Annotated in this window: 17 protein-coding genes; 9 read left to right on the top strand and 8 right to left on the bottom strand. The window is 72.8% G+C overall.

The window, feature by feature from the left end:
• Positions 1-68: 68 nt before the first annotated feature.
• From ABD671_RS12745 to ABD671_RS12735, 3 genes are all read right to left on the bottom strand, one after another.
• Positions 69-2261: a HAMP domain-containing methyl-accepting chemotaxis protein gene (locus ABD671_RS12745; RefSeq protein ID WP_344733763.1), complete on the bottom strand. Its 2193-nt coding sequence runs from the start codon at positions 2259-2261 to the stop codon at positions 69-71.
• 156 nt (positions 2262-2417) lie between these two features.
• A complete protein-coding gene (locus tag ABD671_RS12740) occupies positions 2418-2609 on the bottom strand; it encodes a hypothetical protein (RefSeq protein ID WP_344733762.1) in 192 nt (63 codons plus the stop codon).
• A gap of 253 nt (positions 2610-2862) precedes the next feature.
• Positions 2863-3522, bottom strand: a complete 660-nt coding sequence (locus ABD671_RS12735; protein ID WP_344733761.1) for a TetR/AcrR family transcriptional regulator — start codon at positions 3520-3522, stop codon at positions 2863-2865.
• A 129-nt stretch (positions 3523-3651) separates the two neighbouring features.
• Between ABD671_RS12735 and ABD671_RS12730 the strand changes: the two genes are divergently transcribed.
• The 6 genes from ABD671_RS12730 to ABD671_RS12705 all read left to right on the top strand — a co-directional run bounded on the left by ABD671_RS12730 (position 3652) and on the right by ABD671_RS12705 (position 10864).
• Positions 3652-4794: a VOC family protein gene (locus ABD671_RS12730; protein ID WP_344733760.1), complete on the top strand. Its 1143-nt coding sequence runs from the start codon at positions 3652-3654 to the stop codon at positions 4792-4794.
• Positions 4791-5738 carry a fumarylacetoacetate hydrolase family protein gene (locus ABD671_RS12725; RefSeq protein ID WP_344733759.1) on the top strand — a complete coding sequence of 316 codons (948 nt, stop codon included), beginning with the start codon at positions 4791-4793 and terminating at the stop codon, positions 5736-5738. Before ABD671_RS12730 ends, ABD671_RS12725 begins: the two co-directional genes overlap by 4 nt.
• Before the next feature lies 1 nt (position 5739).
• Positions 5740-7626 carry an acyl-CoA synthetase gene (locus tag ABD671_RS12720; RefSeq protein ID WP_344733758.1) on the top strand — a complete coding sequence of 629 codons (1887 nt, stop codon included), beginning with the start codon at positions 5740-5742 and terminating at the stop codon, positions 7624-7626.
• Positions 7623-9110 (top strand): bifunctional 3-(3-hydroxy-phenyl)propionate/3-hydroxycinnamic acid hydroxylase, encoded by a 1488-nt coding sequence (locus ABD671_RS12715; RefSeq protein WP_344733757.1) that lies wholly within the window; start codon positions 7623-7625, stop codon positions 9108-9110. The genes ABD671_RS12720 and ABD671_RS12715 overlap by 4 nt, the downstream gene beginning before the upstream one ends.
• A 112-nt stretch (positions 9111-9222) precedes the next feature.
• On the top strand, positions 9223-9843 hold the full coding sequence (locus tag ABD671_RS12710; RefSeq protein WP_344733756.1) for a TetR/AcrR family transcriptional regulator: 621 nt from the start codon (positions 9223-9225) through the stop codon (positions 9841-9843).
• A 142-nt stretch (positions 9844-9985) separates the two neighbouring features.
• Positions 9986-10864, top strand: coding sequence for a hypothetical protein (locus ABD671_RS12705; protein WP_344733755.1), 879 nt, complete (start codon positions 9986-9988; stop codon positions 10862-10864).
• Between the two features lie 39 nt (positions 10865-10903).
• On the opposite strand, the gene ABD671_RS12700 is transcribed toward ABD671_RS12705, so the two are convergent.
• Positions 10904-11449 carry a TetR/AcrR family transcriptional regulator gene (locus ABD671_RS12700; RefSeq protein ID WP_344733753.1) on the bottom strand — a complete coding sequence of 182 codons (546 nt, stop codon included), beginning with the start codon at positions 11447-11449 and terminating at the stop codon, positions 10904-10906.
• A gap of 120 nt (positions 11450-11569) precedes the next feature.
• On the opposite strand from ABD671_RS12700, the gene ABD671_RS12695 reads away from it, so the two are divergent.
• A complete protein-coding gene (locus ABD671_RS12695; protein ID WP_344733752.1) occupies positions 11570-12481 on the top strand; it encodes an alpha/beta hydrolase in 912 nt (303 codons plus the stop codon).
• A gap of 65 nt (positions 12482-12546) precedes the next feature.
• Here ABD671_RS12695 and ABD671_RS12690 read toward each other — a convergent pair whose 3' ends face one another.
• From ABD671_RS12690 to ABD671_RS12680, 3 genes are read right to left on the bottom strand one after another with little or no spacing between them, the layout of a single operon-like run.
• Entirely contained in the window at positions 12547-13959 is a 1413-nt protein-coding gene (locus ABD671_RS12690) for a phytoene desaturase family protein (protein ID WP_344733751.1), read from the bottom strand.
• Positions 13956-15833 (bottom strand): DUF3556 domain-containing protein, encoded by a 1878-nt coding sequence (locus ABD671_RS12685; protein ID WP_344733750.1) that lies wholly within the window; start codon positions 15831-15833, stop codon positions 13956-13958. The genes ABD671_RS12690 and ABD671_RS12685 overlap by 4 nt, the downstream gene beginning before the upstream one ends.
• Position 15834: 1 nt before the next feature.
• Positions 15835-17322 carry a class I adenylate-forming enzyme family protein gene (locus ABD671_RS12680; RefSeq protein ID WP_344733749.1) on the bottom strand — a complete coding sequence of 496 codons (1488 nt, stop codon included), beginning with the start codon at positions 17320-17322 and terminating at the stop codon, positions 15835-15837.
• Between the two features lie 205 nt (positions 17323-17527).
• Between ABD671_RS12680 and ABD671_RS12675 the strand changes: the two genes are divergently transcribed.
• Positions 17528-18847, top strand: coding sequence for a PucR family transcriptional regulator (locus ABD671_RS12675; protein WP_344733748.1), 1320 nt, complete (start codon positions 17528-17530; stop codon positions 18845-18847).
• Positions 18848-18965: 118 nt separating this feature from the next.
• Positions 18966-20084 carry an alpha/beta hydrolase gene (locus ABD671_RS12670; RefSeq protein WP_344733747.1) on the top strand — a complete coding sequence of 373 codons (1119 nt, stop codon included), beginning with the start codon at positions 18966-18968 and terminating at the stop codon, positions 20082-20084.
• An 8-nt stretch (positions 20085-20092) separates the two neighbouring features.
• On the opposite strand, the gene ABD671_RS12665 is transcribed toward ABD671_RS12670, so the two are convergent.
• The gene (locus ABD671_RS12665; RefSeq protein WP_344733746.1) at positions 20093-21391 is read right to left on the bottom strand and encodes an alanine racemase; all 1299 of its coding nucleotides are present in this window, start codon (positions 21389-21391) and stop codon (positions 20093-20095) included.
• Positions 21392-21450: the final 59 nt, after the last annotated feature.

Genomic DNA, 21450 nt, shown 5'->3' with positions numbered 1-21450 from the left:
AGCAGTGACGCCTGTCGCACCGTGGTCCAGACCCCCAGCGCCCGCGGGCGCCGACGCCGACGCCGTCCTCAGTAGGTGAACCGCCCCAGCAAGGTGTCGAGCTGCGTCGCCATGGCCGACAGCGAGCTCGCCGACCGGGTGGTGTCCTCCGCGCCCTGCTTGGTCTCGACGGCGGCGTGCGCGACGCGGCCGATGTCGCCGGTGATGCCCTCGGCGCCCGTCGCGGCCTCGGTGACCGATCGGGCGATCTCGTTGGTGGTCGCGGTCTGCTCCTCGACGGCCCCGGCGATGGTGCCGGTGATGTCGTTGATCGTGCCGATCACCTCGCTGATCCCGAGGATCGCCTCGGCGGCCTGCTGCGAGCTGCCCTGGATCGCCTCGATACGCCGTCCGATCTCCTCGGTGGCCCGCGCGGTCTCGCCGGCGAGCTCCTTGACCTCGTTGGCGACGATGGCGAATCCGCGCCCCGCCTCACCGGCCCGGGCGGCCTCGATGGTGGCGTTGAGCGCCAGCAGGTTCGTCTGCTGGGCGATGGAGGTGATCACCTTGACGACCTCGCCGATCTCCGCCGACGACTCGCCGAGCTCGTGGACGGTGCCCTGGGCCGAGGACGCCGAGGCGACGGCGGTCATCGCGATCGAGGACGCCGACGTCGCGTTGGCGGCGATCTCCCGGATCGAGGCCGACATCTGCTCGGCGGCAGCGGCGACGGTGGCGATGTTCGCGCTCACCTGCTCCGAGGCGTGGGAGACGTGTCCGGCGAGGTCGGAGGTCGACTCCGCGGTCGAGTCCATCGCCGCCGAGGAGGCGGTCAGTTCCGTAGCGGCCGCCGCCACCGAGGCGGCGACCTCGCCCAGCTGCACGAAGCTGTCGCGCAGCGTCTCGGTCAGCCGCTGCACCGACGTGGAGGTCTGCACCACGCTCGCCAGGTGCGGGGCCTCCCGATCGATGGCGAGGTCGAGGCGGGCTGTGAAGTCGCCGGCGGCGACCCGGCCGATGTAGGCCTCCAGTGCCTGGACGGCGGCCGTGACCTCCGCGGTCTGCTGGGCGGCGATCCGCTGCCGCTCGGTCTCGGCGGCCAGCGCCATGCGCTCGCGCTCCGCCTCCTCCGCGAGGGCCTTGCGCTGCCGCTCCGCCTCGGCGGCCTCCTCGGCACGACGCCGGGCGGCCTCCTGCTCGGCCTGGGCGGCGGCCTGCTCCCGCTGCTGGCGCTCGAGCTCCGCGCGGCGCTCCGCCTCCGCGGCCTCCGCCTGGCGGGCCGTCTCCTCGGCGGCACGTTCAGCTGCCATCGCCGCCTCCCGGGCGGCCACCGCCTCGCGCGCCGCCTGTTCGCCGCTGATGAGGCTGGCCACCACGACGTCGACCGCACCGGCGATCTCGCCGATCTCGTCCTGGTTGTCGTGGTCGACCTTCGCCGTCGTGTCGCGAGCGCCGCCTGCGATGTTGCGCAGCGCGTCGACCACCTTCTGCAGCGGGCGCGAGATCGAGCGGCTGATGAGGAACCCGAGTCCCACGAAGAGGACGATGCCGAGGACGGCGACCAGGGCCAGTGCGATGCGCAACCGGCTCAGGTCGTGGTGGATGGCGTCCGCCCGCTGGTTGCCGAGCTTCTCGGCGGCCTGCTGCTGGGCCTGGAAGACCTTGTCGATCTCCAGGTACGGCGGCCACGCCTTGGTGATGCCCCAGTGGGAGGCGAGTCGGCGGTCGCCCGCCTGCATCGCGTCGATGGCGTTCTGCTGGATTTCCCGGTAGGCGACGAGCTTCGACTTGAGGTTCTCCAGAGCCGTGGCCATCGCCGGGTCGCCGGCCCCCTTGATCGCGGTGTCGATCTCCTTCATCGCCGCCTCGTAGTCGGACTCGAAGTAGTCGATCGACATCTGGGTGATGCCGGGGTTCTCCGACTCGATGACCGGCGAGTTCAAGGCGCCCTGCACCATGTCGTCGGTGGCGATCCACAACGCGTAGGCGCGGTTGAGGGCCGCCAGTCCCTGGGCGCTGGTGCGGTTGGCGTCGTTCGCGGCCAACGGCTGGGCGACCTGGAGGACGCCGATCACGGTCATGGCGGCCAGCACCACGGCACCGAGCACGATCAGGGCGACCAGCCGCTGCTTGATGGTGATCCGTCGCCGCCACGCGATCGGCGCCTCGGCGGACCCGCCCGCATCCGGGCCGTCGGGCGCCACGCTGCGCAGGGGCGGACGTGGTCGCTGGACGACGGGGTCACCGGTCTGCTGGGGACGGATGATCGTTTCGGCGGTCACGGGCGCGGTCTCCTCGATCGACGGGTCGGCCTGGAGTCCCTTCCATCGGTCCGCGGGGGTGCTATCTGAGAATTCCCAATCCGGTCAGGCGTCCACGACGGCACCGGCCGGGTCGCCCCGGCGCGGTGCTTCAATGACATGGATGCCTGATGCCCCTCACGGCCCTCCCCACGCCGTCCCCACCTCCCGGAGCGTCGTCGGCACCGTCGACTTCCCGTGCAGCCCGGCCCAGGCCCCCTCGATCGCGCAGATCCCTGCCCACCACGCGGCCAGGCACAGTCCGACGACCGTCATGGTCACCATCCAGGCGACCAGGTGGCCCATCGCTCCTGCCGGTCGTTCCTCCACGTCTCATCCCCCCGGGTGTACCTCGCGCCGAGGCGTCGGCCGATCGCAGCGGATCGGACCGGTCGCTCGGCCGGGATCCGCGAGCTCCCGTCGCGGATCCCTTCCCCCAGGCGCCGTCCACCGCTCCCGTGGTGTCGACGGCGCCGGGCCCGTCGACAGCGACGAGCCCGGGGCCGAGCCTGGCAGGAGACGGCGCCAACGTCGAGTAACGCGCGTCACTGGACTAGAGGCGCTGTTCTGGAGGCGCTGCGGATCAGTCGTCGAGGTGCGCGCCTGAGGCGACATCCGGGAGCGGGAGGGCGCAGATGCGGTCGGCCTCCGCCGGGGCCAGGCCGAACATGACCAGGAGCTCGCGGGTGACCCGGTCGGTGTAGGCGGCGTCGTCGATCGTCGGGTCGTCGTGGAGGGCCTGGCCCAGCGTCATCGCGGTGCCGCCGGCGACGAGCAGGCCGATGTCGGCGTCGGCGAGGGTGAAGCGCCCGGCCTCGATCGCGGCGGCGATGTCGCGACGTGCGCGGGGCGCCAGACCCCGGTCGGCGGCGATCAGCTCGGGCCCGCGGCTGAGCAGCACCCGTGAGAGCCGCGGCTGGACGCGATGCACGCGGCCGACGACGCGGAAGCTGTGGGCGAAGGCCTCGGCGGGATCCTCGAAGCCCTCGGTGGCGGCGTCGAGCAGCGCCCCCTGGAGTTCCAGCGCGTCGTCGACGGCGGCGGTGAAGAGCTCCTCCTTGGAGGAGAAGTGGTTGTAGAAGCTGCCCATCCCGACGTCGGCCAGCTGGGTGATCTCCAGGACCGGGACGGCGGTGCGGTCCTCGGCGAGCAGCTGCTGGGCGGCGCGGACGAGGGCCGTGCGGGTCTGGGCCCGCCGCCGCTCGCCGCGCTCACGCGCCGATGCCGCCCTGGCCTCGCTCATCGGTCCCCTTCGCTCGTCGGACGCCCCCCGGAGGATAGGCCGACCGCTCATCTGACGATTTCGTCATTCTATCTTGACGTGCCCCTCCTTTGTATATGACGATTTCGTCAATCACGAGGAAGGGGTGCCATGACCGACGTCTCCGGGCGCCACGACGTCCACCACGACCTGCACAGCGAGGACGGCGCGCTCGCCGGCGAACACCCGGGCCGGGCGCGCAATCCGGTCGTCAAGGTGCGCGACCTCGCCTGGCTGGAGTTCGAGAAGCCCGACCTGGACGGCGCCGAGGCCTTCGCCCACGCGTTCGGCTTCGTGACCAGCCTGCGCCTGCCGGGGGAGCTCCACCTGCGGGGCACCCTCGAGGGCCCGCCGGCCGTCGTCATCCGGCAGGGACGCCGTTCGCGTTTCGTCGGTCCCGCCTTCCAGGCGGCTTCCGACGCCGACCTGATGCGAGTGGCCGAGCATCACGGCGTCCGTGTCACGCCGCTGCCGGAGTCGTTGGGCGGTGCCACCGTCGACCTGATCGATCCCAGCGGCGCGCGGGTGCGGGTGGTGGCCGGCCAGCACGTGCTGCCGGCGCTGCCGAGCCCGGTCCCCCTGCCGCTCAACCGCGGCACCCGCCGCGATCGCCTGAACGCGACCCAGCGGCCGCCCCGAGCACCGGCCGCCGTCGAGCGGCTCGGCCACGTCGTCCTGCAGACCACCCGCTACCGAGCGGCGCTCGACTGGTACCTGGAGAACCTCGGCCTCATCGTCAGCGACTTCCTCTACTACGAAGGTCAGCGCGAGCGGGGGCCCACGATGAGCTTCATCCGCTGCGACCGCGGCGCCGAACCCGCCGACCACCACACGCTGGCGATGACGCTCGGTCCGCGCACCCGCTATGTGCACTCGGCCTACCAGGTCGCCGACCTCGACGTCCTCGCCGCCGGCGGGGAGTACCTCGCCGACGCCGGGTACGACCGGTCGTGGGGCATCGGCCGCCACATCCAGGGCAGCCAGATCTTCGACTACTGGCGTGACGAGCACGGCTTCCTCGTCGAGCACTTCACCGACGGCGACCTCTTCGACGCCACCCTCGAACCCGGGTGGGCGCCGATGACCGCCTCCGGGCTGGCCCAGTGGGGGCCGCCCGCCACCGCCGACTTCCTGGGCATCGCCCCGGGACGCGAGTCGCTCGAGGAGCTCTTCTCCCTCGTGACCTCGCTGCGATCCGACAACGACTTCGACCTGGCCCGCCTGCGCGGGCTGCTGAAGGTGGCCCGCTCATGAGCATCAACGTCCTGCGCATCGACGACCGGTGGTACGTCGAGAAGACCCCGACCACCGGCACCCGGGTCGACACCGATGCCGCCACGACGGCGGCCCTGCTGGCCGACCGTGCGGCGATCGGCGCCGCCGTCACCGCCGCCGCGATCGACCTCCCGAGCGGTCGCCGCCAGTCGCCGGTCACCGCGCCGTGCCGTGTCGTCGCCCAGATGACCAACTTCGTCAGCCACGTGCGCGACTCCGGCATGGACCCCGCGACCGTGCCGCTCACGTTCTTCCGCAAGACGTCGCACTCGATCAGCGGCCCCACCGACGACGTCGTGAAGCCGGCCCATGTGCGGTTCCTCGACTACGAGGTCGAGCTGGGCCTGGTCATCGGTCGCGACCTTCCCGTGGACGCAGGCATCGAGGACCTCGAGGGGGTGATCGCCGCGCTGGTCGTCACCAACGACGTCTCCGCCCGTGACCTCCAGCTGCCCAAGACCCAGTTCTTCGAGGCCAAGTCCTACCCCACGTTCACGCCCGTCGGGCCGCGCCTGGTGATCCTCGAGGACGGCGACCTCGACCGGCTCGGCGCCCTGCGACTGCGCACCTGGTTCGACGGCGAGCTGCGCCAGGACGGCGTCGTCGCCGACGACATGATCTACCGGCCGCTGGAGACCCTTCGTGCGCTCAACCGCTTCCAGCCGCTCGCCGCCGGCGACCTCATCGTCACCGGAACCCCCGGCGGAACCGCCCTGAAGGCACCGCCCAAGCCGATCGAGATCATCGGCGCCCTGCTGCCGCCGGCGACGAAGTGGAAGGCGTTCTTCAAGAGCCAGGCCAAGAACCCTCACTACCTGCGAGACGGCGCGGTCGTCGAGCTCGAGATCGCCACCGACGACGGCGGGCTGCACCTCGGACGCCAGCGCACCGTCGTCCGCTTCGCTCCCGGATCGGAGCAGTGAGGTGACCGCAGCGCTGTGGCCCCGATGGAGCCGACCCGACGACGTCGAGGAGATCGAGCGGATCCCGCTGGCCGAGCGTCCCCTGCCGGCCACGACCACCGAGATCCTGCGGCTGGCCGCCCGGAGCCGACCGGACGCCGTCGCCCTCCACGTCATGCCCGACGCGGCCCGGTGGGCGCAGGCCCAGCCGGTCACCTACGCCGAGCTCGCCGCCGAGACCGCGCGCGTCGCGCACGTGCTGGTCGAGGCCGGGGTGAGCCCGACGACGCCGGTGGCGCTGCTCGCGCCGAACTGCCGCGAACTGGTGCCGGCCCTGCTCGGCGCCCAGGCCGCGGGCGTCGTCATGCCGCTCAACGCCAACCTCGCCCCCGACGTCCTGGCGCGCTTGGTGGCGGCCGCCGGCGTGCGACACGTCATCGCCGCCGGGCCCGACCTCGACGCCCGGGCCTGGGAGCGGGTGGCGGATCTCGCCGCCGCCGGCCTGCTCGACGCCGTCTGGCTGCTGCGCCCGACCTCGCCCGACGACCGCAGCGACCCTGCCCCCGAGGTCATCCTGCCCGGCGTGCGCGTCGCCTGGCTCGCCGAGGCCACAGCCGGTCGGCCGATCGACTTCGCCGACCCCCACGGCCCCGACGACCTGGCCGCGATCTTCCACACCGGCGGCACCACCGGCGTCCCGAAGCTGGCGGCCCACACCCACCACAACCAGGTCAGCGACGCCTGGATGATCGCGGCCGACACCACCCTCGACGCGCAGCCGGACGCCACGATCCTGGCCGCCCTGCCGCTCTTCCACGTCAACGCGCTGCACGTGACCCTGCTGGCGCCGCTCATGCGCGGCCGCGCCGTCGTGTGGGCCGGGCCCCTCGGCTTCCGCGACCCCGCGCTGTACGCCGAGATCTGGCGCATCGTCGAGCACTTCCGCGTCGGTTCCCTGAGCGCCGTCCCGACCGTCTACGCCGTCCTCGCCGGCTGCGCCGTCGACGCCGACATCTCCTCGCTGCGGGTCGCGATCGTCGGCGCCTCGGCCCTCCCCAAGGCCGTCCGCGAGAGCTTCGAGGGTCACGTCGGCGTGCCGCTGCTCGAGGGCTACGGACTCACCGAGGCGACCTGCGCCAGCGCGCGCGGGTACGTCGAGCATCCGCGCCCCGGGTCGGTCGGCAAGCGCCTGCCCTACCAGCGCATGCGGGTCGTGCGGGACGTCGACGGCGCCTGGCGCGACGTCGAGCCCGGTGGCGTCGGCACGCTCGTGATCAGCGGCCCCACCATCTTCCCCGGCTACGTCACGGGCCGGGACGCGACCGAGTGGCGCCTCGACCCGCTCGGCACGATCCGCGACGGCTGGCTCGACACCGGCGACCTCGCCCGCATCGACGCCGACGGGTTCGTCCACCTCGTCGGCCGCAGCAAGGACCTCATCATCCGCGGCGGACACAACATCGAGCCGGCCACCATCGAGGCGGCGCTGCTGGAGCACCCCGAGGTGGTCGACGCCGCCGCCGTGGGCCGGCCCGATCCGCGCGCGGGCGAGCTGCCGGTCGCCTACGTCAGCCTCGTCGCCGGGGCGTTGCTCACCGGCGATGAACTGCTGCGCTGGGTCGCCGACGCCGGCCTGGAGCCGGCCGCCGTCCCGAAGGAGGTGACCGTGTGGCCGGCCCTCCCGCTCACCGACGTCGGCAAGCCCTTCAAGCTCCCGCTGCGCGCCGACGCCGCCGCCCGCGCCCTCGCCGAGGCGCTCGGGTCCGACGTCGAGGAGAAGCAGGTCGTCGGCGGGATCGTCGACGGGTCGGTGGTCGTCACCGTGCGCGCACCGGCCGAGGTCCATGAGCGCATCCGGTCGATCACCGACCGCTACGCGCTCGAGGTGCGGCTGGAGGACCAGGCGTGAGCGAGCCGCAGGTCGTCGTCGTCGGCGCCGGCCCCACCGGCGTCACCGCCGCGATCCTGCTGGGGCAGCGCGGCGTCCGCACGCTGGTGCTCGACCGCTGGCCCGACGTCTTCCCGCAACCGCGCGCGGTGCACCTCGACGACGAGGTCTACCGGCTGCTGGCGACCCTCGGCGTGGCCGAGGAGTTCGCGGCCGTCTCGCGCCCGGGCGCCGGCCTGCGCCTGATGGGTCCCGACCATCGCACGCTGGCGCAGTTCGACCGCCTCGTGCAGCGCACCTCGAACGGCTTCCCGCAGGCCACCATGTTCGACCAGCCGGAGCTCGAGCGCCTCCTGCGACGCCGTCTGGCCGAGCTGCCCGCTGTCCGACTGATCGGCGGTGCCCAGGTGCACAAGGTCGTCGCGGGGGCGCAGCCGATCGTCCGCTACCGCGACGAGGCCGGCGTCGAGCACGAGCTGCGACCCGAGGTCGTGCTCGGCTGCGACGGCGCCAACAGCCTGGTGCGCAGCGCGATCGGCGCCTCGATGCGCGATCTCGGCTTCCCCGCCCGGCGCTGGCTGGTCGTGGACGTCGCCACCGATCGCGACCTCGGCCAGTGGGAGGGCGTCCATCAGGTCTGCGACAGCACCCGGGCCGGCACCTACATGCGCATCGGCGAGCGCCGCTACCGCTGGGAGTTCCGCCTCCACGACGACGAGACCGCCGTCGACTTCGCCGACGTCTCGCGGCTCGAACCGCTCATCGCCCCCTGGGTGGGATCGGCCGACGGTCTGGAGGTGCTGCGCTGCGCCGAGTACGAGTTCCGCGCGCAGATCGCCGACCGCTGGCGCAACGGCCGCGTCCTTCTGCTCGGGGACGCCGCGCACCTGACGCCGCCGTTCATCGGCCAGGGCATGGGCGCGGGCCTGCGCGATGCCCACAACCTGGCGTGGAAGATCGCCGACGTCCTCGAGGGCCGCCTGCCCGAGCAGGTGCTCGACAGCTACCAGCAGGAGCGGGCGCCCCACGCCCGCGCGATGATCCGCCTCGCCTCGATGGTCGGCGTCGCCATGACCGGCGGGGGCCGGGTGGGCGACCTTCTGCGCGGCGTCGTCGTGCCCGTGCTCCCGCACCTACCCGGACTGCGCTCGCGCCTGCTCGACAGCACGACCCCGCGGTTGAGCCGTTCGGCGCTCGTCGCCCGCCGCCGCGGCGACCGGCTCGCCGGATCCCTCTGCCCCAACGTCACGCTCCTCGACGGCACGCGGCTCGACGACGCCCCCGGCCACCGCACCCTCGTCCGCCGGGGCGCCCCGCCGCCGCACGGCTGCCCGGTCGTCGACGTCGCGGGACACCGCGAGCTGGTGGCCTGGATGGGCCGCGCCGCCTGGGTGCGCCTGCGCCCGGACGGCGTCGTCGCGGAGTCCGGGCCGCCGGGCGCTCACGGGACGCTGGTGGCATTGCGACCGCGGGCGGCCGACGCCGTCCTGCCTGCCGGGGGCTGAGGGGGTTCGCGGCGGCAGCCGTCGGGCCCGTCGATCCCGGGCCGTGCGTCGCCCCGCCGCCGTCGCGTCGGAGGGCGGGCCGGCCCGGGGACAGGTGGGGGAGAATCCCGGCATGACCATCCCGGAGCCCGAGCCGGACGCGACCGTCGTCAAGCGTCGTCCGGGTGGACGGTCGGCGATCGTCCGGACGGCGGTGCAGGAGGCGGCCGTCGGGCTCCTCGAGGAGGTCGGGTACGAGCGGCTGCTGTTGACCGATGTCGCCGCTCGCGCAGGTGTCAACAAGACGACGGTCTACCGGCGTTGGCCCACGAAGCAGGACCTCGTCGCGGAGCTGCTCGGCGACCTCGTCGCGCTCGGGGTGTCGACCCCCGACACCGGCACGCTGGTCGGCGACCTCGAGGTGCTCCTGGGGGAGGTCGCCGGGGTGCTGCGCACGCGCGCTGTCGTCGAGATCATCCGGGCGGCGATCGGTTTCGACCGGGCCGATCAGGGCACTAGCGCGGCCCGCGCAGCGTTCTGGGAGGACCGGTACGCGCGCAGTTCGATCATCGTGGAGCGGGCCATCGGTCGCGGCGAGCTGCCGACCGACACCGATCCCCGCCGCTACCTCGAGCAGATCTTCGGGCCGCTCTACCTCCGCACCCTGGTCATCGGCGAGGACGTCGACGACGTCGATCTCGCGGCGCTCGCACGGCGGGACGCCTCGAGGCGGCGGGAGGCGGATGACGATTGACATAAAGCAACTGGAGTTGCGATAGTCAGTGCACCGACGGACGCCGTCCGAGCGGATCTGCGCGACCGGGAGGTGCCGGCATGAGCACGACCATCGAGGTGTGCGGCGGCCCGGAGGCCTCCGCGCGGCTCCGGAGCAGACGATGAAGCGGCGCACGATGATCCTCGGGGCTGCGGTCACGGGCCTGTCCGGCGCGACCTCGTTCGGCGCTGCGTCGGCCGCCGGCCCGCGTCGCGCGTCGGTCGATCCGGTCCCTGTGCTGCGGGCGCGCATCGGCGGCCGCTGGCGCCCGCGCGAGGAGGTCCTCCAGTGGGAGGCGCGTCGCATCCAGGTCGCCGCCCGCAAGTTGCGGGGCGAGGCCGTGGGAGCGTTGCTGGGAGACCTCGACGCCCTCGTGCTCCGACGTGCGACCTCGACGGCGGACGTCGTCCGCGATCGGCGTCGGCTGGCCGAGTCGAAGCTGGAGATGGGGGACGACGCCGTGATGCGGGCGGTGTCAACCGATCTCGCCGTCTCCGGCGCGGTCACTCCGCTCGCCGCCGCCGTGGGGAGGTGGTCGATCAGCCACATCGAGCTGGCCTCGGATCGTGGGTCGGCCGCCGGCTTCGTGCGGTGGTACCGGGAGATGGTGCTCAGGAACCGGCCGATGGACGGCCTGGTCGCGTGTCCCGACCACTACCGCCTGGCCACGTCGCCCGACGGCGGGCAGGAGGTCGTGGAGGTCACCGGCGGTTCGATGCTCGCCAGCCGCTTCGTCGTCGCCTACGACGACGCGGATCATGTGTCGGTGCCACCCGACCCGCGCTATCCGCGCCGTATCGTCGGCAGCGCCAACGCCGGCGGCACGGTGATCGGCAGCGTCTCGCATCAGGCCCGCGACCTCCGCCGAGGATTCGAGCTCTCGCTCAATGTGGCGTTCCCGCGGACCCTCCCGTTCTGGTTCGTCTCCGAGCACCGCTGGCACCTGGCGTGCGAGTTCTCCAACTGGGTCGAGGCCTACGCGCGCGAGAGCGGCGTCTGAAGCGGAGGGTCGGGCCTGGTGGTCGGGGCGGCTCGCCGATCAGGCCCCGCTCCACTGGGCGGCGAGCCGCGCGCAGATCGCCCGCTGCTCGGCCTCCTCGAGCCGATGACTGAGCAGGCCCTCGACGGCGAACACGCCGATCTTGATCTCGGCGTCGAGGTGGGCGTGGTCGACGCCGTTCTCCTCGAGGACGGCGCGGAACATGCCCTCGGTGAGCAGGTGGAAGCCCGTGTGCCACGCGTCGATCGCCTCCGAGTGGGCGGCGCGGCTGTGGACCGTGCTGACGAGGCGGTGCAGTTGCTGCAGGCGGTCGACGACCCAGACGAGCCGGTCCTCCAACGGGGCGTCGGCGAGCTGTTCGTAGTCGGCGAGCGCCTCGCCGACGACGGCGTCGAGCACGGCCAGCAGGAGGTCGTCCTTGTCGGTGAAGTACCAGTAGAGCGTGTTCCCGGCGACGCCGGCCTCCTGGGCCAGCGCCGCCATGGAGGTCTCCTCGTACCCGCGTTCGACGAAGAGTCGACGGGCGGCGGCGAGGAGTTCCGCGCGCTTCTCCTCGCGGTCCTGGCGGCGCTTGTTCGCGGGCACGGGGCGACCCTACCGGCGGGATCGGCCCGGCCGACCCTTTCTTGAACACTGTTCAAGAAAGGGTTACGGTCGTCCTCGCACAGTTCTTGAATGCCGTTCAACAGCCGATGAGGATCCGCCGTGAGCACCCACACCCGCGAGGACGTCACGTTCGATTCGGACGGGACGCCGTGCGCCGCCTGGCTCTACCGCCCGACCGGCGTCGTCGATCCGCCGATCATCGTGATGGCGCACGGCTTCGCCGCGATCCGCGTGCTGCGGCTCGACGCCTATGCCGAGCGCTTCGCCGCGGCGGGCTACGCCGTCCTCGTCTTCGACTACCGCGGCTGGGGCGACAGTGCCGGTCAGCCGCGGCGTGTGCTGAACATCCGCGCCCAACACCGGGACTGGCGGGCCGCCGTCGCCTACGCCCGCAGCCTCGACGGCGTCGACGCGACCCGGCTCGTGCTCTGGGGGACGTCGTTCGGCGGCGGCCATGCGCTGCACCTCGCCGCCGAGGACCTCGGCGTCGCGGCCGTCGTCGCCCAGGTGCCGCACATCAGCGGCCCGGCCTCCGCGTTCTCCCAGCCGCCTCGGTTGGTCGCGCGGCTCATCGCCGCCGGCCTCCGCGACCAGGCGCGAGCAGCCCTCGGACGCGAGCCGTACCGCGTCGCAGCGGCGGGCTACCCGGGCGACCTGGCGATGATGACCTCGCCCGACGCCGCGCCGATGGCGATCCGGTTGGCCGGCGACCTCTACGAGCAGCTGCTGCCCGAGAACGACGTCGCCGCCCGCATCGCGCTGCGGGTGCCGTTCTACTCTCCCGGCCGACTCGCCCGCAGGATCACCGCGCCGACCCTCGTGCAGATCGCCGAGCGCGACACCGTGACCCCGTTCGAGGTGGCCATGAAGGCCGCCCGTCGGCTGCCCCGGGGCGAGGTCGTCACCTACGACTGCCAGCACTTCGAGCCCTACCTCGACCCGTACTTCGACACCGTCGTCTCCGACCAGATCGAGTTCCTGGCGACCCACGTGCCGCCGGGCTGGGGCTGAGGGTGACCCGGCCCGATGTCGCGCCGTGGGGCGGGACTCTCAGACGGTGACCCGGCTCGGCGGTGTCAGCCCAACCGCCGCAGCGCCGAGAGCGCGGCGTTGTAGCCGCACATGCCGTGGGCCCCGGCTCCCGGCGGGGTGGCGGCCGAGCAGAGGTACACCCCTGGGACGCCGGTCGTGTACGGGTCGAGTGCGGCGCGCGGGCGCAGCACGAGCTGACGACCGAGGTTGGCGCCGGTGGTGATGTCGCCGCCGACGTAGTTGGGGTTGAGCGTCGAGATCTGGGTGGTGGTGCGAATCGCCAGGGCGACGATCCGCTCGCGGGTGCCGGGGGCGAACCGCTCGATCTGGCCGAGGATCGCCTCGGTCGCGTCGCCGGTGAACCCATGCGGAACGTGAGCGTAGGCGTCGATCGGGTGCACCGATCCCTGCGACCGCGAGGGATCGGCCAGGTACTGCTGGCTCAGCAGCACGAACGGTCGCTCGGGCATCCGGCCCTGCCACGTCTCCTGCTCCGAGCGCGCCACCTCCTCGAACGTCCCGCCCAGGTGCAGGGTGGCCGAACGTCGGGCTGGTTCGAAGGTCCACGGGACGCCGTCCTGGACCGCCAGCGCGACCTGGAAGGCCGCCGTGCCGTGCCGGAAGCGCCGGTACGCGCGGGCGACGCGGTGCGGCGCCCGGTCGCCGAGGATCCCGGCGGCAGCCCGCGGCGAGGTGTCCAGCAGGACGACGTCGTACCCGCCGAGCTCGTCGAGCGACGTCACCTCGACGCCGGTCTCGATGCGTCCGCCGTGCTGCCGGAGGAGGCGCGCGCTCGCGTCGGTGATCGAGCGCGACCCGCCCACGGCCACCGGCCAACCGTAGGTGTGCGCGGCGGTGCCGAGCGCGACGCCGATGGCCGAGGAGAACGGAGCGTTCAACGGGCGGAAGGCGTGAGCGGCGAGCCCGGCCCACAGGGCCCGTCCCTCGTCGGTGGCGAAGCGTCGGGCGATCGCCGTCGCGGGGAGGGCGGCGTAGGCGCCGAAGCGCGCGAGGAGGATCGGGTGGGCCGGAACATGCAGCATCGGGCGCAGGAAGTCCTCGGCGATCCGCGGGAACCGCGCATCGAGCGTGCCGAACAGCCGACGCCAGGCGCCAGCGTCCGGGCCGAGGGACGTCGCCGTGTCGGCCGCCGACCGGAGCGCGGCGGCACCGCGGCCGCCGTCCAGCGGATGTGCATGCTCGATCGGAGCGGAGGCGAAGCGTAGGCCCGCCCCCGCGAGGTCGAAGCGCCGACTGAACGGGGTGTCGAGCGCCAGGGGATGGGCCGAGCTGCACTCGTCGTGGAGCAACCCGGGCAGGGTGGCCTCGCCCGAGCGAGTGCCGCCCCCGATGGTCGCGGCCCGCTCCAGCACCGTGACCTCGATTCCCTCGGCGGCCAGCGTGAGGGCGGCAGCGAGACCGTTGGGTCCGCTGCCGACCACGACGGCCGAGGTCACGCGGGCTGTTCCTGGGCCGGATCCGGGGCCGGGCCACGGGTGAGGGTCTGCTGGCGGGCGAAGCCGGGCGCCGACCAGGTGACGGTGAGCGGCACCGGGCCGTCGGGCAGCCAGGGCTGCGCGGCGACGCAGTCGCGCACGTCCCAGGTGCCGCGCTCGACGACGCCGAGCGCGGCGTCGATGACGCGGTAGTGCTGCGGCCGGGCGTGACGCCAGGGTGTCGGCTGGGACTCCGCGTACACCATCACCAGATCCCCCGGCCGGAGCTGCAACCGCCGCTGCACCGCCGCCACCAGGCGTTCGTCGTTGAGGTGGCCGTCGCCGAAGTTCCAGCCGAGGAGGACGTTCGACATGAACTCGCCCTCGCGGACGGTGCGCTCCTCGATGTCGTCGAGGTGCTCATAGAGCACGGAGTACAGGCCGCGGCCCTGGCTGTGCATGGCTCGCCAGGCGTTGACCTTCTGCAGCGTCATCTCCGCGTCGTCGTGCTCGTACGGCATGCCGAGCATCCGCTCGAGCTGGTGGCCCTGGGTCTCGACGCACCGGATCTCCTCGAGCCGGTCCTCGACGCCGGGACGCATCGCCCAGATGCCGGTGGCCCAGTTGCCGGCGTACTGCCGCATCCCGGGGAGGAAGGAGATCTGGTCGGGTCGGAGGGTCCCCCAGATCGGGCAGAGGACCAGCAGCGCGACGACCGGGATGAGCAGCAGGGGCTCGGAGAAGTCCCAGATGTTGTAGGCGGAGGCGTCGAAGCCGTCCCCGAAGCCGCCCCACAGGACGATCGCGATGTAGCCGAAGTAGACGTTCCACTCCAGCGGCACCGCCATCGGGAACGTGGAGGTGATGTAGATGTGGAAGATCAGCATGCAGACGGCCGCGATCCGGGCGAGGGTGTCGTCGACCGTGAGCAGCAGGACGAGCGGAATGCCGAGCTCGACGGTCGTGCCGTTCACGTGCGCCATGAACCACGCCAGGCGGCTCGGCCGTAGGTCCCCACCCGCCGCGTCGCGGTAGTGCGCACGCTTCCATGCCTTCGGGATCCCGGGGCTGTTGGAGACCATTGGCGGGACGACGTTCTCGAAGTGCAGACCCAGCTTGGAGAACCCGGCTCCCAGCCAGACGATGCAGATGACGATCTTGAAGACCACGACGAGGTCCACGAAGTCCGCACTGGTCGCGTCGTCGGCGAGCGCGAGGCCGCCGAAGACGGCCGAGAACAGCATGATCGGCAGGTACTGCTCGGAGCGGGCCGCGAGGAAGACGACCTTGTCGCGCAGGCCCATCAGGGGCATCAGCACCAGGATCGGCACGAAGGCCAGCGCGGGGACCAGCTCCTGCGTCCCGGTGCCGGCCGGCAGTTCGCGTACCTGCTCGGCAGGGGTCAGGAGGGGGAATGCGAGCGAGGCCAGCACGCCGAGGTACAGCAGGACGTCGAGCACGGTGCGCTCGTCGCCGCCGGTGCCGGGGACCCGGGCGGGCCACGGCGCCATCCGGATGGTGCCCGCCCGGAGCCAGTAGCGGATGTTGCCGAGGAACGGCATGAAGTGGCCGCACAACGGGCCGAAGGCTCCGCCGAGGCCGACCACCTCGAGCAGCATGAGCCAGATGGCGAGCTTCTGGTAGACGACGATGTTGTCGAACCAGGTGGTGGGCGAGGCGAACTCGACGAACTCGGTGGTCCGGGAGGTGATGAGCAGCCCGACGGCGAAGTAGAGCCCGAGCATCTTGACGATGTAGACGAACGTCAGGGCACGAGGTGTGCCGAAGCCCTCGTCGACCCAGGTGGTCGTGAGGATCCGCAGCCGCTCGCGCAGTGGCATCCGGACGAACTCGGCGGGCGGTACCGGCGGAGGGGAGGGGACGAGGAATCCCATGTCAGGCTCCGTGGTGGGCGCGGGCGTGGCCGGCGATGTCGGCACGCAGGGTGGGCTTGTCGATCTTGCCGACGGGGTTCTTCGGGATGGACCCGACGATGCGGATCGCGGTGGGCACCTTCACCTTGGTCAGGTGCTCCCGACACATGCCGAGCAGCTCCTCGACATCCGCCTGCCGTTCGGGGTGCAACGCCACGACGGCGACCGGCACCTCGCCGTACACCTCGTCGGGTGCACCGACCACGGCCGCCTCCAGGACGGCGGGGTGACCGTGCAGGACGTTCTCGATCTCCTTGGGGTAGATGTTCTCCCCGCCGCGGATGATCATGTCCTTGATCCGGTCGACCAGGCGCAGGTAGCCGTCCTCGTCGAGGATGCCGACGTCGCCGGTGTGCAGCCAGCCGTCCATGAGCGTCTCGGCCGTCGCCTCGGGGCGGTTGAGATAGCCGCGCATCACGTTCGGTCCGCGGACGACGACCTCGCCGCGCTCGCCGGCGGGCAGCAGGGCGCCGTCCTTCCCCATGATCGCCACGATCTGCCCGGGCAGTGCGGTTCCGACGGTGCCAGGCTTGCGCGGGCCGGCCAGGGGGTTGGCGGTCGATGCGCAGGTGCCCTCGGTGAGCCCGTAGCCCTCCAGCAGTGGGAAGCCGTAGCGTTCCTCGATGCCGCGAAGCACCTGCACCGACGCCGGCGCCGCGCCGCAGATGGCGTATCGCACCGAGGAGGTGTCGGCCTCGACGCCATCGGGCAGGGCGAGCAAGTGGGCGTAGATCGTCGGGACGGCGGAGAAGTACGTCGGGCGCAGGCGCGCGATCGCCTCGAGGAACTCCACCGGGTGGAAGCGCGCGAGCACGGAGAGCTGCCCGCCGGCGATCATCGTGGCGAGGTAGCTGACGCAGATGGCGTTGACGTGGAACAGCGGAAGCACCAGCAGGCAGTGGGCGGAGTCGTCGAGGTGCAGCGCCTCGACCATCGATCCGGCCATCGCCGCGATGTTGCCGTGGTCGAGCATCACGCCCTTGGGACGGCCCGTCGAGCCGCTGGTGTAGATGAGCAGCGCGAGGTCGTCGTCCCGAGTGCGGTGCGGTGCGGTCGAGGTGTGCGGCGACGCGCGCAGGTGGTCGACGAGCAGGACCGGACGCACGCCGGCGAGGGCGTCGGTGGCGGCCACGACGAGCGTGGCGTCGGCGTCCTCGATCTGGTAGGTCGCCTCGGTCGCGGTGAAGACCGGATTGACGGGCGTGGCCGCGGCCCCCAGTCGCCAGGCAGCGGCCAGGGACACCAGGAGCTCGACGCGGTTCGGCAGCATGATCGCCACCACCGACCCCGTGCCCACACCGTGCTCGGCGAACTGCTCGGCCACTGCCTCGACGCGGGTGGCGAACTCCGCATAGGTCAACTCGATGCGGTCATCGCGCATGCAGGGCCGATCGGCGCGGCCGCCGGCGGGCTGTCTCCATGGCAGGTAGCTCTGCGGGGCGATCGTCATGGGGCGCCTCTCGGGTCGGCCCGGCCCGATGGGTCCGGTCGGGGCGGACGGGGTGTCGGAGCCCGAACTTAGAAGGCGGACGTGACGTGTGACACTGTGCGCGCAGACCAAAGACGGCGTCCGGTTTCGTGGTGGGAGGCCCAGCAGCGGCCCTGGTCGTCCGCGATGTTGGTGCGAGCGCCCAGTCTGGCCCGAGGAACGAGAGGTGGCGGCAGCGGTGCAGGAGGACGTCGAAGTGGTCGATGCGGCCCGGGTCCGGGTGTCGGCCGTGGCTGCGGCCATGCTGGTAGGCCTGCCTGCTCGGGCACCGGCCCTCAAGGCGGGTCTGGCCGAGGCCGTCCCCGAGCTGCGCGGCGATCCGACGATCGTCGAACTGTTCGGCGCGAGCACCGAGAGCAACGTCGAGTCCTTCTTCCGGATGGCGCAGTACACCCTCGACGTCGCCGAGCTGCGGCCGCCGTCGGCGGCCGTCGAGTACGCCCGCCGTCTCGCGCAGCGGGGCATCTCCTCCCATGCCCTCGTGCGCTCCTACCGTGTCGGTCAGCAGCGAGTGCTCGACTGGACCTTCGAGGAGATCGCCCGGCAGGAGGCCGACCCCGTCGTGGCGATGGCCGCGGTGCAGGTGATGCAGGCGATCTCCTTCGACTACGTCGACCGGATGGCCGAGCAGGTGGTGGCCGAGTACGAGGCCGAGCGCGACCGCTGGCTCGCCAACCGCAACACTGTGCGGGCCGCGTTGCTCGCGGCCCTCGTCGACGGCGACGAGGTCGATGTCGCCGCCGGCGAGCGGGCGCTGGGCTACCGGCTACGTCAGCAGCATCTCGGGTTCGTCGTCTGGGGCCGCGACGCCGACGGCTCCACCCACGAGCTGCGACGCCTGGAGAACGCCGCCGACGCCGTCGCGGACGCCGTGGGCGCCGTGGGCGCGCCCCTCTTCGTACCGCAGGACGCGTCCTCGGGCTGGGCCTGGGTGCCGCTGGACGCCGCCGTCGTGCTCGACGACGTCGCGCTCGCCCGGGTGAGGGCGGCGATCGGTAGATCGGTCCGCGTGGCGCTCGGTGCCCCGGCGTCCGGTGTGAACGGCTTCCGGACGACCCACCTTGATGCCCTGCGGGCCTTCGCCGTCGCCTCGACCGCGGGCGAGCGCGGGGACGCCGTCGTCAGCCACCTCGATCCGGGGCTGCGCGCCGCGGGCCTGCTCGCGGCTGACCTCGAGGCTGCTCGCGAGCTGGTGGCCGGAGCGCTCGGTGGGTTGGCCGAGGACTCCGAGCCGGTCGCCCGCCTGCGGGAGACCCTCGCGGTCTTCCTCGCCGAGCGCGGCAGCTACCTGGCCGCCGCACGGCGCCTGCACGTGCACAAGAACACCGTGAAGTACCGGGTCGACCGGGCGGTCGCGCTGCGCGGACGACCGCTGGAGGAGGATCGGCTGGACCTTGAACTGGCGCTCGTGGGCTGCCGGTGGCTCGGAGCCGCCGTCCTGCGCCGCACGGACGGCCAGGCGCGTCCTGAGCGCACGGGCTCCTGAGGTCCGCTCGGGAACGAACGGCGGATGGCAGGCGGCGGTCCGTGTCATCCTCGTCGGACCACGACCGTGTGGCGGGTGGTCGCCGAGCGATCGCGGCAGAAGGAGAGGACCGGGAGCGATGGGGCTTCGCACGAGGTGGCGCCGCCGTGCACTCGGCGTGGTCGGCGCCGGAAGCCTCGCCATGCTGCTCACCCTGGCCCTCGCGCCCATGGGCGCGGCGGCCGACCGTGTGGCGCCGGCGGAGGAGGGTCCGGTCACCCTGGTGAGCACCGCCTCCGACCGGCCCCTGTCCGCGGCGGTCGACTACGCACGCCTGATGGCGCTCCCGTCGATCGACAGCGGCGCTCGGCCGCGCTCCTCCGCACCGCTGGCCACCGGCGCGGACGACTGCCCGCCGCCGCGCTGCTCCGATCGGCGGGTGCCGGTGCCGCCGGGGGTGCAGATCACCAGCAACCTCGTACGGGTGCTGCTGCCGGTCGGCTACCGCGCGCCGCGCAACCGCGACCGCCGCTACCCGGTGATCTTCCTGTGGAACGGCGTGCGCAACGACCACGACGCCTGGACGCTGAAGACCGAGATCCTGCGGGACTCCCGCGCGTGGCCGGCGATCTTCGTGATGCCGGCCGGCGGCAAGCTGGAGCAGGCCGGCATGTTCAGCGACTGGGCCGACGGCACCTGGGACTGGGAGACCTACCACACCCAGGTGCTCGTGCCCTGGGTCGACGAGCACTACCGCACGATCCCCGGGGCCCGCGCGTCCGCTGGCGCCTCGATGGGCGGCATCGGCGCGCTGAACTACGCCATCCGGCACCCGGGCCTGTTCCGCGCCGTGCTGAGCGTCTCGGGTCTTCCCGACACCACCCTGCTCGCCCAGGAGTCGGTGCTCGGGACGCCGGCGGAGCGGCCGGACCTGCGTCGCGTGTGGGGCGACCCGGTGCTCGACCGGGCCAATTGGGACGCCCACAACCCGACCCTGCACGTCGACGCGTTGCGCGACGTCTCGCTCTTCGTCACCTGCGGTACGGGCTACACCGGCGACCCGAACTCCGACGCGGTCTTCACCGGCGACTTCGAGAAGAGCCTGTGGGAGACCCACCGCGGCTTCCTCGCCCAGCTCACCGCCCACGACGTGCCCTATCGCGCCCGGATCGCGGTCGGCGGCGCCCACAACTGGCCCTACTTCGACCCGATGATGCGGTGGGCGATCCCGCAGATCATCGACCTGCTGGCGGGATAGGAGCTCGCCTAGAGGAAGGCCTTCCCCTCACCCCGGTAGGTCGGGACGCCGCCGAGGAGCTGCTCGCCGGAGACCACGTGGAGGGTGTCGGTGCGTTCGCAGATCTCACCCGCCTTCGGGTGGCGGAACCACACGCGATCGCCCACCGCGAGCCCGCGGGCGCCCGGGCCGACGAGCGGGGTCTGAGCCTCGCCGGCACCCTCGCGCGGCGTGAGCCGCAGGCCGGGCGGCCAGCAGGGGGTGGGCAGGCGATCGACTCCCGCCGCCCCGGACGCCGGCCACCCGCCGCCGGCGACCGTGGCCGTCGCGGCATCGGGACGACGGACGACCGAGGTCACGAAGAAGGTGGCGGGCAGGTGCCGGAAGGCGCGGTAGTGGTCGAAGAGCGCCGGGCTGTAGAGGCCCGAGCCGGCGGCGATCTCGGTGACGGCGTCCTCGGCGGAGGTGGTCTCCAGGCTGCCGGTGCCGCCGCCGTTGACGAACTCCAGCGGCGCGATCGCGCGGACGGCGGCGACGATCGCGGCCCGGCGCGCGGCGAGCTCGCGCACCGATGCCCGCTGCATCGCGCGGATCTGCACCTGCGTGAGGCGTGATCCCGCGGCGTCCCCGAGGCCCGCGATCTGTCCCTCGTAGGACATCAGGCCGACCAGCTCGAACCCGTCGCGCCGCACCACCTCCCGCGCCAGCGCCTCGGCCTGCGCGACGCTGTGCACCGGAGAGCGCAGCGCGCCGAGGTGCACGCGTCCGCCGAGCAGCTCGAGGGAGGCGTCGATGTCGAGGCAGACGCGCAGCGGCCGGGCGGGCGTGCCGACCTCGCGCTCGATGAACGCGAGCTGGGCCACGTCGTCGACCATGATCGTGACCCGCGCGGCGAGGTCGGGGTCGGCCGCCAGGTGCCGCAGCGCGGCGCGGTCGGCCGAGGGGTAGCCGACGACGACGTCCTCGATCGGCGCCGGTCCCGAGGCCAGCCACAGCGCCTCGCCGAGGGTCAGCGCGAGCACGCCGTGATACCCGTCGAGGCCGAGGACGGCGTCGAGGACCGCCCGGCACCGCACCGACTTCGAAGCCACCCGGATCGGCGTGCCGGCCGCCCGCTCGCGCATGGCCAGCGCGTTCGCGTGCAGCGCGTCGAGGTCGAGGACGGCGTAGGTGGGGTCGAGGTCGGCGGTGGCCCGGGCCAGCTGCTCGAGCCGGACGGCGCGCGCCAGCGGCTCGGATCGTCGCGACAGCGTCGGCGCTGCCGCACCGCCGTCGGCGAAGCGCAGCGTGCGCAGGGGCAGCGACGGGGTTGCGGCGGACGGGGTCATCGACAGCCTCCAGCTGGGGGTCGCGCCTCCGACGTGGGGCTGTCGCGAGGCGATGAGGG

The organism is Nocardioides fonticola (assembly GCF_039536805.1).
In the GTDB taxonomy this organism is placed as follows: Bacteria; Actinomycetota; Actinomycetes; order Propionibacteriales; family Nocardioidaceae; genus Nocardioides; species Nocardioides fonticola.
Note: the sequence above shows the minus strand (reverse complement) of the source record. Positions and strands in the feature narration are given on the sequence as shown.

Bases quoted from the DNA above. Each gene is read 5' to 3' on its own strand.
- ABD671_RS12710 (WP_344733756.1), top strand. From the start codon at position 9,223: ATGACCATCCCGGAGCCCGAGCCGGACGCGACCGTCGTCAAGCGTCGT.
- ABD671_RS12725 (WP_344733759.1), top strand. From the start codon at position 4,791: ATGAGCATCAACGTCCTGCGCATCGACGACCGGTGGTACGTCGAGAAG.
- ABD671_RS12705 (WP_344733755.1), top strand. From the start codon at position 9,986: ATGAAGCGGCGCACGATGATCCTCGGGGCTGCGGTCACGGGCCTGTCC.
- ABD671_RS12680 (WP_344733749.1), bottom strand. From the start codon at position 17,322: ATGACGATCGCCCCGCAGAGCTACCTGCCATGGAGACAGCCCGCCGGC.
- ABD671_RS12665 (WP_344733746.1), bottom strand. From the start codon at position 21,391: ATGACCCCGTCCGCCGCAACCCCGTCGCTGCCCCTGCGCACGCTGCGC.
- ABD671_RS12735 (WP_344733761.1), bottom strand. From the start codon at position 3,522: ATGAGCGAGGCCAGGGCGGCATCGGCGCGTGAGCGCGGCGAGCGGCGG.
- ABD671_RS12685 (WP_344733750.1), bottom strand. From the start codon at position 15,833: ATGGGATTCCTCGTCCCCTCCCCTCCGCCGGTACCGCCCGCCGAGTTC.
- ABD671_RS12730 (WP_344733760.1), top strand. From the start codon at position 3,652: ATGACCGACGTCTCCGGGCGCCACGACGTCCACCACGACCTGCACAGC.
- ABD671_RS12670 (WP_344733747.1), top strand. From the start codon at position 18,966: ATGGGGCTTCGCACGAGGTGGCGCCGCCGTGCACTCGGCGTGGTCGGC.